General features: G+C 74.6%; 15 protein-coding genes. 10 read left to right on the top strand and 5 right to left on the bottom strand.

Annotated features, from left to right (window positions below; genetic code table 11):
• Positions 1 to 83 precede the first annotated feature (83 nt).
• From ABD899_RS03280 to ABD899_RS03270, 3 genes are all read left to right on the top strand, one after another.
• Positions 84 to 2,726 (top strand): MMPL family transporter, encoded by a 2,643-nt coding sequence (locus tag ABD899_RS03280; RefSeq protein WP_345202238.1) that lies wholly within the window; start codon positions 84 to 86, stop codon positions 2,724 to 2,726.
• A 114-nt stretch (positions 2,727 to 2,840) separates the two neighbouring features.
• A complete protein-coding gene (locus tag ABD899_RS03275; protein ID WP_345202235.1) occupies positions 2,841 to 3,047 on the top strand; it encodes a YgaP family membrane protein in 207 nt (68 codons plus the stop codon).
• A gap of 31 nt (positions 3,048 to 3,078) precedes the next feature.
• Complete coding sequence (locus tag ABD899_RS03270) at positions 3,079 to 3,831, top strand: sigma-70 family RNA polymerase sigma factor (RefSeq protein WP_345202233.1); 753 nt, start codon at positions 3,079 to 3,081, stop codon at positions 3,829 to 3,831.
• A 167-nt stretch (positions 3,832 to 3,998) separates the two neighbouring features.
• On the opposite strand, the gene ABD899_RS03265 is transcribed toward ABD899_RS03270, so the two are convergent.
• Positions 3,999 to 4,913, bottom strand: coding sequence for a LysR family transcriptional regulator (locus tag ABD899_RS03265; RefSeq protein ID WP_345202232.1), 915 nt, complete (start codon positions 4,911 to 4,913; stop codon positions 3,999 to 4,001).
• An 80-nt stretch (positions 4,914 to 4,993) separates the two neighbouring features.
• On the opposite strand from ABD899_RS03265, the gene ABD899_RS03260 reads away from it, so the two are divergent.
• Positions 4,994 to 5,161 carry a hypothetical protein gene (locus ABD899_RS03260; protein WP_345202229.1) on the top strand — a complete coding sequence of 56 codons (168 nt, stop codon included), beginning with the start codon at positions 4,994 to 4,996 and terminating at the stop codon, positions 5,159 to 5,161.
• Between the two features lie 56 nt (positions 5,162 to 5,217).
• Here the strand turns inward: ABD899_RS03260 and ABD899_RS03255 are convergent, their stop codons facing one another.
• Positions 5,218 to 5,931, bottom strand: a complete 714-nt coding sequence (locus ABD899_RS03255) for an exonuclease domain-containing protein (RefSeq protein WP_345202228.1) — start codon at positions 5,929 to 5,931, stop codon at positions 5,218 to 5,220.
• Positions 5,928 to 7,799: a putative nucleotidyltransferase substrate binding domain-containing protein gene (locus tag ABD899_RS03250; protein ID WP_345202225.1), complete on the bottom strand. Its 1,872-nt coding sequence runs from the start codon at positions 7,797 to 7,799 to the stop codon at positions 5,928 to 5,930. The genes ABD899_RS03255 and ABD899_RS03250 overlap by 4 nt, the downstream gene beginning before the upstream one ends.
• Before the next feature lie 314 nt (positions 7,800 to 8,113).
• Here ABD899_RS03250 and ABD899_RS03245 point away from each other — a divergent pair, with 314 nt between their 5' ends.
• Positions 8,114 to 8,443 carry a hypothetical protein gene (locus ABD899_RS03245; protein WP_345202222.1) on the top strand — a complete coding sequence of 110 codons (330 nt, stop codon included), beginning with the start codon at positions 8,114 to 8,116 and terminating at the stop codon, positions 8,441 to 8,443.
• On the top strand, positions 8,440 to 9,684 hold the full coding sequence (locus ABD899_RS03240; RefSeq protein ID WP_345202220.1) for a cupin domain-containing protein: 1,245 nt from the start codon (positions 8,440 to 8,442) through the stop codon (positions 9,682 to 9,684). Before ABD899_RS03245 ends, ABD899_RS03240 begins: the two co-directional genes overlap by 4 nt.
• On the opposite strand, the gene ABD899_RS03235 is transcribed toward ABD899_RS03240, so the two are convergent.
• Together ABD899_RS03235 and ABD899_RS03230 are read right to left on the bottom strand one after the other, a co-directional pair.
• Positions 9,681 to 10,808, bottom strand: a complete 1,128-nt coding sequence (locus ABD899_RS03235; RefSeq protein WP_345202217.1) for a LacI family DNA-binding transcriptional regulator — start codon at positions 10,806 to 10,808, stop codon at positions 9,681 to 9,683. The genes ABD899_RS03240 and ABD899_RS03235 overlap by 4 nt on opposite strands.
• Before the next feature lie 78 nt (positions 10,809 to 10,886).
• Positions 10,887 to 11,339 carry a rhodanese-like domain-containing protein gene (locus tag ABD899_RS03230; protein ID WP_345202215.1) on the bottom strand — a complete coding sequence of 151 codons (453 nt, stop codon included), beginning with the start codon at positions 11,337 to 11,339 and terminating at the stop codon, positions 10,887 to 10,889.
• 117 nt (positions 11,340 to 11,456) lie between these two features.
• Between ABD899_RS03230 and ABD899_RS03225 the strand changes: the two genes are divergently transcribed.
• The 4 genes from ABD899_RS03225 (at position 11,457) to ABD899_RS03210 (ending at position 15,982) form a co-directional block, all read left to right on the top strand.
• Positions 11,457 to 12,836 carry an MBL fold metallo-hydrolase gene (locus ABD899_RS03225; protein WP_345202212.1) on the top strand — a complete coding sequence of 460 codons (1,380 nt, stop codon included), beginning with the start codon at positions 11,457 to 11,459 and terminating at the stop codon, positions 12,834 to 12,836.
• A gap of 370 nt (positions 12,837 to 13,206) precedes the next feature.
• Positions 13,207 to 14,262 carry an alcohol dehydrogenase catalytic domain-containing protein gene (locus ABD899_RS03220; protein WP_345202211.1) on the top strand — a complete coding sequence of 352 codons (1,056 nt, stop codon included), beginning with the start codon at positions 13,207 to 13,209 and terminating at the stop codon, positions 14,260 to 14,262.
• A 99-nt stretch (positions 14,263 to 14,361) separates the two neighbouring features.
• On the top strand, positions 14,362 to 15,819 hold the full coding sequence (locus ABD899_RS03215; RefSeq protein WP_345202208.1) for an NAD(P)/FAD-dependent oxidoreductase: 1,458 nt from the start codon (positions 14,362 to 14,364) through the stop codon (positions 15,817 to 15,819).
• A 4-nt stretch (positions 15,820 to 15,823) separates the two neighbouring features.
• On the top strand, positions 15,824 to 15,982 hold the full coding sequence (locus tag ABD899_RS03210; RefSeq protein ID WP_345202206.1) for a hypothetical protein: 159 nt from the start codon (positions 15,824 to 15,826) through the stop codon (positions 15,980 to 15,982).
• Positions 15,983 to 15,987: the final 5 nt, after the last annotated feature.

The raw sequence follows: 15,987 nt of genomic DNA, 5'->3' as shown, positions 1-15,987 counted from the left end.
TCGCCCTCCCGCCCCGAACCCGCCTCCCGCCCTCGAACCCGCCCGCGGCCCGCCCCGCCCCGCCCCGCACCGAGAAGGACCCCATGTCCACAGTCCTCTACCGCCTCGGCCGCTGGTGCGCGACGCACGCGTGGCGCACCCTCGCGACCTGGCTCGTCCTGCTCACCGGGGTCGGCGTCCTCGCCGCCACCGTGAGCACGCCGCTCGGGAACGGGTTCACCATCCCCGGAGCGGAGTTCGAGACGGTGCGCCAGCAGCTGGGCGAGGAGATCCCCGAGGCCTCGGGCGGCTTCGGGACGGTGGTCCTGACGAGCGACGACGTGCCCTTCACCGAGGCGCAGCGGGCCCAGGTCGAGGAGGTCTTCGCGACGTGGACCGACGTGCCCGGCGTCAAGCGGGTCATCAACCCGTTCCAGGCCCAGGACGAGCTCGACGCCGGCGCAGAGCAGCTCGCCGACGCCCGGGCCCGTCTCGAGGAGGGCCGGGCGACCCTCGACGAGGGCCGCGCCCAGCTCCGCGACGCCGAGGGTCAGCTGAGCTCGGGAGAGTGGTTCCTCGACCTGCTCGTGGAGAACAACCCGGACGACCCGGCCATCTCCGCCGCGCGCGCGCAGATCGAGGCCGGGCGACCGAAGATCGAGGCCGCCAGGGCCGAGCTGGCCAGGGGCGAGGCCGAGCTCGCCGCCGGGCGCGCGCAGTACGAGGACGGGGCGGCGGTCAACCGCGCCACCGAGGGCACCCGACTGGTCAGCGAGGACGGCCGCACCGCCGTCGCCCAGGTGCAGTTCGACGTCGACGCCCAGGCGGTCTCCGTCGAGGACCGCGCCCTCATCCCGGAGCGCGCCGCAGCCGCCCTCGCCGCCGCCGGCGTCACCGCGACGTACAGCGTCGAGATCACCCAGGACACCGCCCTCGTCGGCCCCGGTGAGGTCATCGGCCTGACCGTCGCCCTCATCGTCCTCGTCGTCGTGCTCGGCAGCCTCGTCGCCGCGGGGCTCCCCCTGCTCGTCGCCCTCCTCGGCGTCGGCGTGGGCCTCGGTGGCGCCATGGCCTTCACGGCGTTCACCGAGCTCAACCAGATGACCCCTGCCCTGGCACTCATGCTCGGGCTCGCGGTCGGCATCGACTACTCCCTCTTCATCGTCAACAAGCACCGGGCCTCGCTGCTCCACGGCCAGGAGCTCGTCGAGTCGATCGCCCGCGCCGTCGGCACGGCCGGCAGCGCCGTCGTGTTCGCCGGCGCCACGGTCGTCATCGCGCTCACCGCGCTCGTGCTGTCCGGCCTGCCGATCCTCGCCGAGATGGGTCTCGTCGCGGCCGCCACCGTCTTCGTCACGGTCCTCGTCGCGGTCACCGTGAGCCCTGCGGTCCTGCGGCTCATGGGTGTGCGCGTCGTCTCGCGTCGGGCCTGGAACGTCGCCGGGTTCGCCACCCCGGGTGACGCCGCGAGCCGTGAGGTCGCCGACGACGGGCGCGACGAGGAGCACGGCGGGTGGTACGTCCGGCTCGTGACGACCCACCCGTGGCTCACCGTGCTGGCCGTCGTCGGGGTGCTCGGCGTGCTGGCGATCCCGGCGACGCAGATCCAGCTCGGCCTCCCGGACGGCGGCAGCGAGCCGAGCGGCTCCAGCGCCTACGCGACGTACAGGACGGTCGGCGAGCAGTTCGGACCCGGCGTCAACGGGCCGATCGTCGCCGTGACGACGCTGCCCGAGGAGCAGCGCCCCACCGACGACGCCTCCCTGCTCGACGCGCAGGCCCGCATCGCGACCGACCTCAAGGACGTCGAGGGGGTGCGCAGCGTCGTGCCCTTCGGGGTGAGCCCCGACCGGGCCACCCTCGCCTTCCAGGTCGTGCCGACGACCGGACCGGCCGACCCCGAGACCGCCGAGACCTTCCACCGCGTCCAGCTCGCGGCAAGCCGGCTCGAGCGCCACGACGGCATCCAGCTCGGGTTCACCGGCCAGACGGTCGCGAACATCGAGGTCTCCGAACGGCTCGCGGCCGCCCTGCCGGGCTATCTCGCGGTCGTCGTCGGGCTCTCGCTGCTCATCCTCGTGCTCGTGTTCCGGTCGGTCGTCGTCCCGCTCATCGCGACCGGTGGCTTCCTGCTGTCGATCGCGGCCGCGTTCGGCGCGACCGTCGCCGTGCACCAGTGGGGCTGGTTCGGCGACTACCTCGGCGTCAACCAACCCGGGCCGCTGCTCTCGGTCATGCCGATCATCCTCATCGGCGTGCTCTTCGGCCTGGCGATGGACTACCAGATGTTCCTCGTCTCCGGCATGCACGAGGCCCGCTCGCACGGCGAGGACGCCCGCACCGCGGTGCGCAGCGGCTTCGTCCACGGCGCCAAGGTCGTCACGGCCGCGGCGGTCATCATGACGTCGGTCTTCCTCGGCTTCGCCTTCTCGCACCTGGCGATGGTGCGCCCGATGGGCTTCGGGCTCGCCGTCGGGGTGCTCCTCGACGCCGTCCTCGTGCGGATGACGCTCACCCCCGCGCTCATGCACCTCCTCGGCGACCGGGCCTGGTACCTCCCGAGGTGGCTCGACCGGGTCCTGCCCGACCTCGACGTCGAGGGGGTCCGCCTCGCCGAGCGGCTCCGGTCGGGGGCGCTGGGAGGTGCGTCCCCGGCATCCGCCGCCCCAGCCCCGGGGACGCGTGGGCCGAGCACCGGCGGGCGAGGTGCCGTGGCACCGGACGGCGACCGCGTCACCACCCCGTGACCCGCCGGTCCGCCGGGAGGGCTCGTTCACGGGGCGATGTATCCCTCGGCGGGGGATGCGCGTCCAAGGAGTGACCGGCCCCGACCGGGGGTCGCCCACCGAAGGAGACCAGCCATGACCGCCAACGTCGGCTCCACCGACAAGGTGATCCGCCTCGTGCTCGCCCTCGCCGCCGTGGTCGGCGCGTTCGTCGCCGGCTTCACGACCGTCGCCGGGATCCTCCTGCTCGTCCTGGCCGCCGTGCTGGCCGTCACCGCCGTCACGGGGTTCTGCCCGCTCTACCGCGTGCTCGGGTTGAGTACGTGCCCCGCCCGTCGCTGAGCGGCGCGACGGCCGGACCTACAGTCGACGCATGGCCCTCGACCCGGATGTCCTCGCCGCCGAGCTGCCGGGCCTCGTCCGGTATGCCGTCCACCTCACCCGGGACCCGGCCGCGGCGGACGACCTCGTCCAGGACACGGTCGAGCGGGCGCTCGCGCGGGGCGACACGTTCCGCGGCGACAGCTCGCCGGCGACCTGGCTGCACCGGATCATGCACCGCCGTTTCCTCGACACGGTGCGGCGGCGCGCGCCCGAGCCCACCCCGGACGAGGAGCTGCTCGCCCGGGTCGAGGCGGCCTGGCGCGACGACGCGTACACCGTCGACCCCGAGGTCGTGCTGGCCCGGGCGGAGGTCCGCGACCGGCTGCGCGACGCGCTCGTCCACGTGCCCGTCATCCTGCGCTCGGCGGTCGTCCTGCACGACATGCAGGGGCTCACCTCGGCCGAGATCGCGGCGGTGCACGGCATCGGGGTGCCTGCCGCCAAGCAGCGGCTGCGTCGCGGCCGGGCGCTGCTCGTCAGCCTGCTCGCGGACGACGACGACCGTCGGCGCGCCATGAAGGGAGTGCCCATGCGCTGCTGGGAGGCCCGGTCACTCGTCGGGGACTACCTCGACGACGAGCTCGAGCCACGCGAGCGCGCGCTCCTCGAGGGGCACCTCGCCGCGTGCCCGACGTGCCCCGGGCTGTACGCGAGCATCGTCGGGGTGTCCGCAGCGGTCGGGCGCCTGCGCGACCCCGACTCGGTCGTGCCGCCCGACCTCGCCGCCCGGCTCGACCGGTAGGCGTGCGGTCGCCGGATGCCGTGCCACCGGCCGGGCGCCCACCTCACCCGACCTCGTGCGGCTTACACGCGGTTCTCGCAGGGGCAGGTGGGTGGAACCGCGCACAGGTCGCACGAGGTCAGGGGGCTGGGGCGTCGGGGTGCCTCGCTCGCCGCCCGGCTCCGGGGTCACCCCGGGACGGCGCGACGGATCCTGGCGCTCGGGTGGTGGATGAGGTCGGTGAGCAGAGCGACCGCCCGCTCGGCCGCCGGGTGGGGTGCACCGAGGTCCCGGACGACCGCCGCGAGGTGGCGCACCGGCGCCGGGGCCTCGAGCGTCAGCCGCACGACGGTCGCGGGGAGGCTGCGGGCGGCCAGGCCCGGCAGGACCGACACCCCGATGCCCGCCCCGACGAACCCGATCGCCGTGTGGTGGTCCTGGGCCTGCACGGTGAAGCGCGGCCGGAAGCCGGCCGCGCTGCACGCGGCGACGACGAGCCGGTGCCCGGCCGAGCGGGGATAGTCGTTGCTCACCCACGTCTCGCCGCGCAGCTCGGCCAGGGCGACCGAGCCCCGCTCGGCGAGGTGGTGCCCCCGCGGCACGATCGCGACGAACGGGTCCTCGGTGAGCTCGGTGCGCCGGTAGCCGCCGGGCAACGGGTGGTCCGGCGGGTCGATGACGAGGTCGATGTCCGGGGCGGGGCCGTGCTGCTCGACCTCGGTGAGCACGAGGTCGAGCACGAGGTCCGGGAACTCCTTCCTGAGGCGCTGGACGAGCGAGGGCATCCACACGGCGCCGGCGGACGCGAAGTACCCGATCGACAGCCGCCCCGAGCGGCCGTCGCGCAGGTCGGCGACGACCTGGTCGAGCTGGTCCCACCGGCTCATGGCGTCGTCGGTGCGGGCGTCGAGGACGAGCGCGGCCTCGGTGGGCACGATGCCCCGGCCGGCTCGGTGGAACAGGGTGAGGCCGGTCTCGCGCTGGAGGGCGGACAGGTGCTGGCTCACGGCCGACGAGGTGAGGCCGAGGTTGTCCGCGGCGGCCTGGACGGAGCCGCTCGCGACGACGGACCGGAAGACGCGGAGTCGGTGTGGGTCGAGCATGCTCCAATGTTAAGTGGAACTGCACGACAACTAAGCAAAGTCGCGTTGTGCTGAATAGTGGAGCGGCGCAGGATGGGGGTATGAACATCGCCACCTACTCCCTCGACAAGGTCCGCTCCCTCGCCTCGGCCCTGCACACGAACCGCCGGCACGGCAGCGGCCGGTCCGAGCACGTCGACCGCGACCTCGTGCGCGAGTCCCACGAGCTCTACCTCCTCGCGCAGAGCCGCGCGCCGCGCATGTTCTGAGGCCACCCCGGCCCCGACCCGCCCTCACGCGGGCGGCGCGGCACCCTCCCTGACCCTCACGCCATGACCTGGCGGAGGGTCAGTGTCGTCCCCGGCGAGCCCGCCTCCAGCTCGGCCCGCTGCGCGAGGTAGAGCTCGGCGCACGCGAGGGCATCGGTGAGCGCCTCGTGGGCACGGTAGACCGGCAGCCCGTGCCGCTCCCGGGCACTCCACAGCCGCAGCGCCCCGCGGGGGGCCTCGTGCCGCCACCGGCCGGCGACCGCCCGCTCCTCGAGGGCGAGGGTGTCGACGACGGCGCACGGCATCCCGACCCCCCACAGCCGTTCGCACGCGGCGGAGAGGAAGCCGGTCTCGATGCGGGCGAAGTGCGCGAGGAGCGCGCGGCCGGTGAGGGCGCGCAGGAGGTCGGCGACGGCATCCTCGAGCGGCTCGCCCCCGGCGAGGGTGTCGTCGGTGAGGCCGTGCACCGTCGCGCTGCGGCCCACCCCGTCCTCCCCCGCGGCGCCGGCCCCGCCACGCACGACGGCCCGCCCGGCGCCACCGAGCACGACCGACCCCCCGTCGACGGGGACGTACCCGATCGACAGGATGCGGTCGGTGCCCGGGTCCAGGCCGGTCGTCTCGATGTCGACGGCGAGCAGGCGCAGCTGCCCGAGCGGCACGGACGGGGCGGGCAGGGGCACCGAGAGGTAGTCGCGCAACGGCCCCGGCGGCGCGTCGCGCAGGGCCCGGACGCGGCGCTCGTCGGGGCTGCGGCGGAACAGGCTCACGAGATGTAGTGCATCGGGAACCGGTGGGCGAGCGTGGACTGCGCGTGGCGCACGATGGAGAAGGCCTCCCGCAGGTGCCGCTTGTCGAAGCTCGAGAGGTCGTCGGGGGACACGTGGTTGTCGGGGAGGTCGCCGCGTCGCACCTGGGCCGCCTGGTGGCGCAGCCGGACGTAGGAGATGAACTCGAACGCGTCGCGCAGGTCGGCGGCCTTGTCGTCACCGAGGATGCCGGCCTCGCGCGCCGCCTCGATGCGCGACCGGGTGTTGACCGCGGGGCTGCCGGTCGACAGGGCGTGGACCCGGGCGAGCTCGACGACCGCCCCGATGCCCCCGCGCTTGATGTCGAGGGTGTGCCTGTGGCTGCCGGCCTTCTCGAGGACGAAGCCGCGGAAGAAGCCGAGCGGGGGCTCGTTCGCGGTGGCCTGCTTCGCGAGGTGCGCGAGGAAGAGGCGCGCCCCGGGCGCGGTCGCGAGGACGTGGCGCTGGAGGCGCGCGTGGAGCGAGGCGTCGCCGTGGACGGCCCGCATGTCGAAGAAGATGCTCGCCCCGAGGATCGCGTCGGGCACCGGCTCGGTCAGCCACGTCGAGAACTCGCGCCGCCACTGCGCCAGGGGCTGGCGCCAGCGAGGGTTGGTCGCCATGACGTCTCCCGTGCACCGCGGGTAGCCGCAGGCGACGAGGTCGGCAGTGACGCGCCCGGCGAGGGCCTCGAACCAGCCCGCGTGCTCGGGCTGCACGGCGTCGTCGATGAGGATGGCCGTGTCCTGGTCGGCGGCCAGGGCCTGTTCGAGCCGGGCGCGCGACCCGAGCGCCACCCAGCAGTAGGGCACGGGGGCGGGGCCGAGGTCCGCCTCGGCGAGCGCGAGGAGGCGCCGCTCCACGGCATCCCCCACCGCGGTGACGACCCGGCCGATGTCGTCGGCCGAGGCGTCCTGCTCCACGAGGCTGAGCACGACCTGCGGCAGCCGGCTCGAGACGCGCGCGACCCCGTCGACGTCCGGCTGCTTCGCGATGTCGCCGGCGAGGTAGACGGGGTTGGACTGCTCGAGCCGGAGCAGGTCGGTCGTCGTCACGAGCCCGACCGGGCGGTCGTGGGCGTCAATGATCGGCAGGTGGTGGATGTGCCGCCCGACCATCTCGAGGAGCACCTCGAACGCGAGGGCGTCGACGTCCCCCGTCACCGGGTCGGCGGTCATCACCTCGCTGACCCGGATGCCGGGGTCGACGCCCGCGGCGAGCACGCGGGTGCGCAGGTCGCGGTCGGTGAGGATGCCGGCGAGCCGTTCACCCTCCATGACGAGGAGGGCGGAGACCCCCTTGCGGGACATGACCTGCGCCGCCTCGCGCACCGTCGCGGCGCCGTCGACGCCGATCGGCTCGCGCCCGACGAGCTCGCGCACATGGGTCTTGAGGATGGCGCTCCCGGTCGTCGACAGCTGGAGCGAGGCGACGGCGCCGCTCATCCGGCTCGCGCGCTGGGCGTCGAAGAACGCCGCGAACGCGGGGTGGTCCGTGCACAGGCGGTGGAAGTCCTCGGCGGGCAGGAGGAGGGCGAGGCAGTCCTCGATGGCGGTGACGTCGAACGTCGACGGGTTGCCCTGGGTCAGGGTGATCGAGCCGAAGCAGGCGCCCTCGCCGCCGCGCTCGACGAGGCTGCCCTGGGTGTCGTGGACGTCGGCGGCCCCCGAGCGCAGCACGTAGAGGTGGTGGTTGTCCCGACCGCGCTCGATGAGCCGGGTGCCCCGGCGGAAGTACTCGACGGTGAGGCCGGCCGGGAGCCGGTCGAGCACGCCGGCGGGCAACGCGTCGAAGGGCTCGTGCTGCGCGAGGAACTCGCGCGTCTCGGACAGCTCGACGTCGAGGGCCATGCGGTCATCGTGGCACCGGCGACGAGCCGGCGAGCGCCGCCCCGGGTGCCGGTGCGACCAGCGCGCGGGCGCTGGCGCCGAACGGCCCCGACGGCGCCGTCGACGGGTCGCAGGGGCCAGACGGATTCCGGCACTGCGCCGGTCGGCTCGCAGGCGCGGACGGATGCCGGCACTGCGCCGGTCGGGTCGCTGCGGTCCGGGGGTGGCCGGGGGTTCGCTCCGCCTGCGCGCAAAGCCCCGCGCACCCCGTCGGCGCTGCTTGCATGAGGGGTCCGCGGCGCGCACCGGCGGCCGCCCCACTGAAAGGTCCCGACATGAGCGACTTCCCCATGGACGAGCAGCTGGACGACGGCGCGGGCAAGCTGGGCCACGCCGAAGGACCGGCGGACAGCGGGGCCGGTCAGGGCCTCCCCGGCGAGCACGACGGAGGGGCGGACGGCGGGGCGGGCGGACTGCCGGGCCGCGGGGACACCTCGGTCGAGGGCCCGGCCGACAGCGGCGCCGGCGACACCACCGTTCCCGAGCACAGCGACGGCGGCGCCGACGGTGCCGCGGAAGGCCCCGCCGACAGCGGGGCGGGCGACGCCGGCACCGCCGGCGCGCAGGACGGTGGCGCCGACGGCGGGGCGGACGCCACGTCGTGACGTCACCGGGGGCCGAGCCGGCGACCGGCGCCCGGCGCGCCGGTCGTGGGCTGGCTGCCTTCGCGACGGTCCCCCGCGAGGTGTTCTCCCGCGACCACTGGGGGCGGGCGCCCCTGCTGAGCCGGGCCGACGACCTCCCGCCACCGACGCACGGGTTCGGCCCGGACGCGGTCGACGAGCTCCTCTCCTCCCGCGCCCTGCGCACGCCCTTCCTCCGGATGGCCCGCGCCGGGGCGACCCTCGACGCGTCCGCCTACACGCTCGGCGGCGGCGTCGGCGCCACCATCGGGGACCAGGTGAGCGAGGACAAGGTCCTGCGCGAGTTCGCCGCCGGCGCCACGATCGTCCTGCAGGCCCTGCACCGCACCTGGGGCCCGGTCGGCGCCAGCGCCCGCGAGCTCGCGGCCGACCTCGGGCACCCCGTCCAGGTCAACGCGTACGTCACGCCACCCGCGAACCGGGGTTTCGACGACCACTACGACGTCCACGACGTCATGGTCGTCCAGGTCACGGGTGAGAAGCACTGGCAGGTACGTCCCCCCGTGCTCGACGCCCCGCTGCGCACCCAACCCTGGACCGACCGACGAGAGGCCGTCGCCGCCGCCGCCACTGCCGAGCCGGTCATCGACGCCACGCTGCGCCCCGGCGACTGCCTCTACCTGCCCCGCGGGTGGCTCCACTCGGCCACCGCAACGGAAGAGGTGAGCACGCACCTCACCTTCGGGGTCCACCCGTGGACGGTGCGCCACCTCGTCGACGACCTGCTTCGGGCGGCGGCGACGCACCTCGACGCGGACCCGGCCGTGCGCGCCTCGCTCCCCGTGGGCGTCGACGTGCTCGACGCGGGGACGACGGCCGACCGGCGGGGCGCGGCCCGGGCCGCGGTCGTCGCAGCCCTGGACGCCGTGCCCGACGAGGAGCTCGCCCGCCTCCTCGCGGGCCGTGCCCGGGCGGCCGAGCGGGCCGCGCCGCTGGGGGTCCTGGCGCAGCACGCGGCCGGCGAGCGGACCGGCCTGCACGGGTGGCGGGTCAGGGAGGGGCTCGCTGCACGGTGGGAGGGGGGCACGCTCGTGACCCGGGTGGCCCGCGTCGCGGTGCCCGACGCGGACCGCGGCGCCGTGCGTGGTGTCCTCGCGCACGAGGTGGAGCCCGGGCGGCTCCCCGAGCGCGTGCTGCGTCGCCTCGCACTCGCGGGGATCGTCGTGCCCGACGACACCGGCGGCGAACCTCGTCGCGGCTAGGCGGTAGCCCGCACGACGAGCCGGGTCGGCAGCACGGTTCGTGCGGGGACGTCCTCCCCGGAGATCCTGGCGAGCAGCAGGTCCGCCATGACCCGGCCCATCTCCTCGACCGGCTGGTGCACGCTCGTGAGCGCGGGCTCGGTGTGCCGGGCCACGGGAGAGTCGTCGAACCCGACGACCGCGACGTCGTCGGGCACCCGCAGCCCGGCCTCGCGCAGCACGCGCATGGCGCCCACGGCCATGAGGTCCGACGCCGCGAAGACCGCGTCGGGGGGTGGCCCGAACCGCAGCACCCGCCGCATCGCGTACTCGCCGCTCGCCTCGCTGTAGTCCCCCGGCTCGACGAGGAGGGCCTCGGGTGGCAGACCGGCATCCGAGACGGCATCCCGCGCGCCGGCGAGCCGGTCACGACCCGACGACATGTCCTGCGGCCCGGTGAGCACCGCGACGCGACGGCGGCCGGTCGCGAGCAGGTGCGCGACGGCCGCCCGTCCGCCGGACCGGTTGTCCACGTCGACGACGCACCGCGGGGACGCGCCGGCCGCACGCCCCCCGCAGACGGTGGGGACGCCGCCCGACTCGACGAGGTCGGGCAGGTCGTCGGGCGCGTGGAGGGAGAGCATGAGGGCACCGTCGACGTACTGGTCGGTGAGGTACGTGGCGACCCGCTCGCGGTCGCGCCGGCTACCCGCCATCGTCAGGACGAGCTGGACGTGCGAGCGGGCGATCCGCTCGCCGATGCCGCGCACGACAGCGGCGAAGTAGGGCTCCCCGAAGACCCGGTCACCCGACTCGGAGACGACGAGGGCGACGGTGTCGGTGCGGCGGGTCACGAGGGACCGGGCCGCCCGGTTCGGCACGTAGCCGAGCTCGGCGACGGCGCGCAGCACGGCGTCGCGCGTCGCCTCGGAGACCTGCGGCGAGCCGTTGACGACCCGGGATGCCGTGCCCCGGCCGACGCCCGCGCGGCGGGCGACCTCCTCGATCGTGGGGGACCGTCTGGCTCCCGTGCCGGGGCCGGGTTCCCGGACGGCCGCGGCACGGGTGCCAGACGGGTCGGGACGGGTGGGCGGGGCCGTGGGCCCGACCGCAGCACGCTCCGTGGGAGCGCTCCCATCCACCACGCCCCATTCTGGTCACAGGCGCGGCGGCGACGTCCAGCGGTTCGGCGGGTCGTGTCCCAACCGTGACCCGGACGGGTGTCAGCCGGTGACGACCTCGCCGCCGGCGCTCTGCCAGGCGCCGATGCCGCCGCCGAGGTGGTAGGCGCCCGTGAAGCCCTGCCCGGCCATGGTGGCGAGCGCCGCCGCCGAGCGGTTGCCCGAGCGGCAGTAGACCGCGTACGGCGCAGCGGGGTCGAGGGTTGCGACCTGCGCCGCGAAGTCGGGCGAGGAGACGTCGATGTTGACCGCACCGGGCAGGTGGCCCTCGGCGAACTCGGCGGGGGTGCGCACGTCGAGCACCGTCGTGCCCGGGCGCTTGAGTGCAGCGGCGAACGCGGCGGCGTCGAGCTCGGCGCCGCTCGCGGGTGCGGTGGCGGCGGTGGGGGCGGCGGTCACCGAGGCCTCCGACCCGGCACCGGAGCAGCCGGCGAGGGCCAGCGCGGCCGCGGCGAGGGCGGCGACGAGGGCGAGGGCGGTCGGGCGGTGCGTCATGGGGCTCTCCTGGTCGGTCGTGGGGGAGGAGTCGGTCGGCTTGCTCGGTGGAAATATACCCCCTAGGGTATACGTTGAGCATCTCGACCAAGCCGTCCGACGCCTCCTGGAGGATCCGTGATCTTCACCCAGTACTACCTCGACTGCCTCTCGCAGGCCTCCTACCTCGTCGCCGACGAGGTCACCGGCCAGGCCGTCGTCGTCGACCCGCGCCGCGACGTCGCGGAGTACCTCGACGACGCCCGGGCCAAGGGCCTGACCATCGTCGGGGTCGTCAACACCCACTTCCACGCCGACTTCGTGTCCGGCCACCTCGAGCTGGCCCGCGAGACCGGAGCCTGGATCGGCTACGGCGAGGCCGCGGTCGCCGACTTCCCGGTGCGCCACCTCGCCGACGGCGAGCGCATCTCGCTCGGTGACGTCACCCTGCAGGTCATGGCCACCCCCGGCCACACCCCGGAGTCGATCTCGCTGCTCGTGTTCGAGCACGCCGACGACGAGGTGGCCTACGGCGTCCTCACCGGCGACGCGCTCTTCATCGGCGACGTCGGCCGCCCCGACCTGCTCGCGTCGGTCGGTGTCACGGCCGACGAGCTCGGCCGGATGCTCTACGACTCGATCCAGCACCGGCTCATGGGCCTGCCGGATGCCGTGCGCGTCTTCCCCGCCCACGGCGCGGGCTCCGCCTGCGGCAAGAACCTCTCGACCGAGACCCAGTCGACGATCGGCGAGCAGCGCGCGTTCAACTACGCCTGCCAGCCGATGACCGAGGAGGAGTTCCTCGCCGTCGTGACCGAGGGCCAGCCGAGCGCCCCCGCGTACTTCCTCTACAACGCGACGCTCAACAAGCAGGAGCGCGGCGTGCGCGACCTCGACGCCGCCGTGCCGGCCCTCACGACCGAGCAGGTCGAGGCGGCCCTGGCCGCGGGGGCCGTCGTCCACGACGCCCGCGACGTGCAGGAGTTCGCGGCGGCGCACCTGCTCGGGTCGGTCAACGTGCCCGCCGACGGCCGGATGGCCGAGACGGTCGGCATGGTGTTCTCCCCGGACCAGCAGGTCGTCGTCATCGCCCCCGAGGGCGTCGAGCAGGAGGTCGCGACCCGGTTCGCCCGGATCGGCTTCGACCATGTCATCGGCTACGTCGCCGACCCCGAGGCCTACTTCCTCGCCCACGAGGACGACGTGGCGCACGCCAGCCGGCTCACCGTGGCCGAGGCCGACGGGGCGTTCTCGCGCGACAAGGTGCAGGTCGTCGACATCCGCAACGCCGGTGAGCTCGCCGACGGCGGGGTCCCCGGTGCGGTGCACATCCCGCTCGCCGAGCTGGCCCGCCGCGCCGGCGAGCTCGACCCGAAGCGTCCGGTCGTCACGTACTGCGCGGGCGGGTGGCGCAGCAGCGTCGCCTCGAGCCTGCTGCGGGCCAAGGGCTTCGCGGACGTCTCCGACATCCTCGGCGGCTACGGGGCCTGGGAGCGAGCCCACGCGACGGCGTCCTGACCCACGGATCCGGACCCACCCGTCCTGAGCCACGAGGTCCGGGCCCACGAGGTCCGGGGCCACGAGGTCCGGGGTCACGAGTCCTGACCCACAAGTCCTGACCCACGTCCTGGCCGACCTGTCCCGGGCCGTCCGGTCCAGGTCGCGGCCCGGGACGATCACCGCCCGACAGTGCTCTCATCGCGGAAGGAGTTCCTTTCGCGGTGAAAGCAGTTCCCGAGGGTTGCGTGAGAGTGGCCTCGGCGGAACTGCTCTCGCCCCGGAAGGAGTTCCTTTCGCGGTGAAAGCAGTTCTCCCAAGGGTTGCGTGGCAGTGGCCTCGGCGGACGATGCCGTCATGAAGGGCTCGCGGCGGGTGGCAGGCTGGGCGCGTGCGAGCCCTGACGTATGCCGCGTTCGGCGCCACCCCCGTGGTCGCCTCCGTCCCCGACCCCACCGCGCCGCCCGGTGGCGCCGTCGTTCGCGTCGTCGCGAGCGGCCTGTGCCGCAGCGACTGGCACGGCTGGATGGGGCACGACGGCGACATCACGACGTTCCCGCACGTGCCCGGCCACGAGTTCGCCGGCGTCGTCGAGGCGGTCGGCGAGGGAGTGGATGCCGCGTGGCGGGGTCGCCCGGTCACGGCCCCCTTCGTCATGGCGTGCGGTACGTGCCAGGTCTGCCGCAAGGGTGCCGGACAGGTCTGCCCCCACCAGCGCCAGCCCGGCTTCACCGACCCTGGCTCCTTCGCCGAGCTCGTCGTCGTCCAGGCGGCGCGGACCAACCTCGTCGCGCTGCCCGACGGGCTCGACCCGAGGCTCGCGGCCGGCCTGGGCTGCCGGGTCGCCACCGCGTACCGCGCCGTCGTCGCGCGGGCCGCGGTGGCGCCGGGTGAGAGCATCGTCGTCATCGGGGCCGGGGGCGTCGGCCTCGCGGCGGTGGCGGTGGCCCGCAGCCGCGGGGCCCGGGTGTGCGCCGTCGACATCTCGGCGCAGTCCCTCGACCGGGCCCTCTTCCACGGCGCCGACGAGGTCGTCGACGCCTCGATCGGCCCGGACCGGGTCGTGGCCGCGGTGACCCACTGGTCCGCGGGCGGCACCGACGTGAGCATCGACGCGCTCGGGTCCCCCGAGGCGTGCCGGACCGGCATCCTCGCCCTCGCCCGGAGGGGGCGGCACGTCCAGGTGGGGCTCCTCCCGCCGGCCGCGGGGCGCGCCGACGTGCCCATGGAGCGGGTCATCGGCTGGGAGCTCGACGTGCTCGGCAGCCACGGCATGGCCGCCGCCGACTACCCGGCCCTGCTCGGCGACGTCGTCAGCGGCCGGCTGGCGCTCGACGACCTCCTCGCACCCGGGGAGCCGCTCGGCCTCGAGGAGACCGGGGCGGCCCTCGTCGCGATGGGGTCGACCCCCTCGCGCGGGATCCTCCTCGTCGACCCCTCCCGCTGAGCGGCCCCGCAGAGCGGCGCCGTGACCACCACCACAGGCGCGCCATACCCCCATGGGTATACAGTCGAGGGTAGCCGCACCCACGTCGAAGGAGACGCCATGGCCGACGTCGTCGTCCTCGGGGCCGGGGTCGCCGGGCACACCGCCGCACTCCACCTGAGCCGCCTGCTCCCCCGGGGCAACACCGTGACCGTCGTGTCACCGAACTCCCAGTGGAACTGGATCCCGAGCAACATCTGGGTCGGCGTCGGGAAGATGGGCAAGAAGGACGTCGTCTTCCCCCTCGCACCGGTGTACTCCCGCAAGGGGATCACCTTCCGGCAGGCCAAGGCGGTCGCGATCCGCCCCGACGGGGATGCCGAGAGCCCCCGGGGCGCGGTCGACATCGTCCACACGAGCCCTGGGCGGGCCGGCGAGGAGGAGCGACTGCGCTACGACTTCCTCGTCAACGCGACCGGCCCCCAGCTGAGGTTCGCGATGACCCCCGGGCTCGGACCCGACGGTGGCCACACCGTCTCGGTGTGCACCGCCGACCACGCGGTCGAGGCCTCGGCCCGGCTCCGCGAGACCATCGATCGCCTCCGGGCCGGCGAGCGGCAGACCCTCGTCGTCGGCATGGGACACGGCACCTGCACGTGCGAGGGCGCCGCCTTCGAGTACGTCTTCAACGTCGACCACGAGCTGCGGGAGGCGGGGGTGCGCGACCTCGCGCGCCTCGTCTACCTCACGAACGAGGCCCAGCTCGGCGACTTCGGCGTCGACGGGATGACGTTCGCCGAGCACGGCTTCCAGACCACCTCGCAGCTGTGGACCTCGAGCCTGTACCGCGAGCGGGGGGTGGAGGCGATCCTCGGGGCGCACGTGCACCGGGTCGAGCCCGGGGTCGTGCACTACGAGACCCTCGACGGCGAGATTCACGAGCTGCCCTTCGACTTCGGCATGCTGCTGCCCCCGTTCGGCGGCGTGCCCCTGCAGGCCTACGACCGCGACGGCACCGACATCACCGCGCAGCTGTTCGCGCCGAGCGGCTTCATGCGGGTCGATGCCGACTACACGCCCAAGCCGTACGAGCAGTGGCGCGGCGAGGACTGGCCCCGCACCTACCTGGCCCCGGGGCACGACAACATCTTCGCCGTCGGCATCGCCTTCGCCCCCCCGCACCAGATCTCGCGGCCGCGCACGAGCCCGAACGGCACGGTCATCGCCCCGTCACCCCCGCGCACCGGGATGCCGTCCGGGGTCATGGGCAAGACGGCGGCACTGACGATCGTCGACCGGATCAGGCACGGGTCCGACCGGCCCGCCCACGAGGCGTCGATGGCGAACATGGGAGCAGCGTGCGTGGCCTCCGCCGGGGCCGGCATGCGGCGCGGTTCGGCCGCGGCGATGACGATGATGCCGGTCGTGCCCGACTACTCGCGCTACCCGACCGGCCGCGACCTCGGCGACACCCGTGGTGAGATCGGCCTGAGCGGGCACTGGGTCAAGCTCATGCTGCACCACCTCTTCATCCACAAGGCCAAGGGCCGCCTCGGCTGGCAGTTCATCCCGGAGTGATCAGATGACCGACGACGCGCACCCCCCCGTGGCCGACCTCTCCGGCGCTCCGCTGCCGACCGAGCGGACGCTGCGGCTGCGCAGGAACCTGCCCTACCAAGCCACCCGCTTCGCCGTCTTCAACCTGCGCATCATGCGGATGGTCCTCAAGGGCGACCACTGAGCGAC

The sequence above is a fragment of the Fodinibacter luteus genome, from assembly GCF_039541575.1.
Lineage (GTDB): Bacteria > Actinomycetota > Actinomycetes > Actinomycetales > Dermatophilaceae > Fodinibacter > Fodinibacter luteus.
This window is presented reverse-complemented; position numbering and strand designations above follow the sequence as displayed.

What these genes read in the sequence shown, in the direction of transcription:
- ABD899_RS03280 (WP_345202238.1), top strand. Translation starts at nt 84, where the DNA reads ATGTCCACAGTCCTCTACCGCCTCGGCCGCTGGTGCGCGACGCACGCG.
- ABD899_RS03275 (WP_345202235.1), top strand. Translation starts at nt 2,841, where the DNA reads ATGACCGCCAACGTCGGCTCCACCGACAAGGTGATCCGCCTCGTGCTC.
- ABD899_RS03270 (WP_345202233.1), top strand. Translation starts at nt 3,079, where the DNA reads ATGGCCCTCGACCCGGATGTCCTCGCCGCCGAGCTGCCGGGCCTCGTC.
- ABD899_RS03265 (WP_345202232.1), bottom strand. Translation starts at nt 4,913, where the DNA reads ATGCTCGACCCACACCGACTCCGCGTCTTCCGGTCCGTCGTCGCGAGC.
- ABD899_RS03260 (WP_345202229.1), top strand. Translation starts at nt 4,994, where the DNA reads ATGAACATCGCCACCTACTCCCTCGACAAGGTCCGCTCCCTCGCCTCG.
- ABD899_RS03250 (WP_345202225.1), bottom strand. Translation starts at nt 7,799, where the DNA reads ATGGCCCTCGACGTCGAGCTGTCCGAGACGCGCGAGTTCCTCGCGCAG.
- ABD899_RS03245 (WP_345202222.1), top strand. Translation starts at nt 8,114, where the DNA reads ATGAGCGACTTCCCCATGGACGAGCAGCTGGACGACGGCGCGGGCAAG.
- ABD899_RS03230 (WP_345202215.1), bottom strand. Translation starts at nt 11,339, where the DNA reads ATGACGCACCGCCCGACCGCCCTCGCCCTCGTCGCCGCCCTCGCCGCG.
- ABD899_RS03215 (WP_345202208.1), top strand. Translation starts at nt 14,362, where the DNA reads ATGGCCGACGTCGTCGTCCTCGGGGCCGGGGTCGCCGGGCACACCGCC.
- ABD899_RS03210 (WP_345202206.1), top strand. Translation starts at nt 15,824, where the DNA reads ATGACCGACGACGCGCACCCCCCCGTGGCCGACCTCTCCGGCGCTCCG.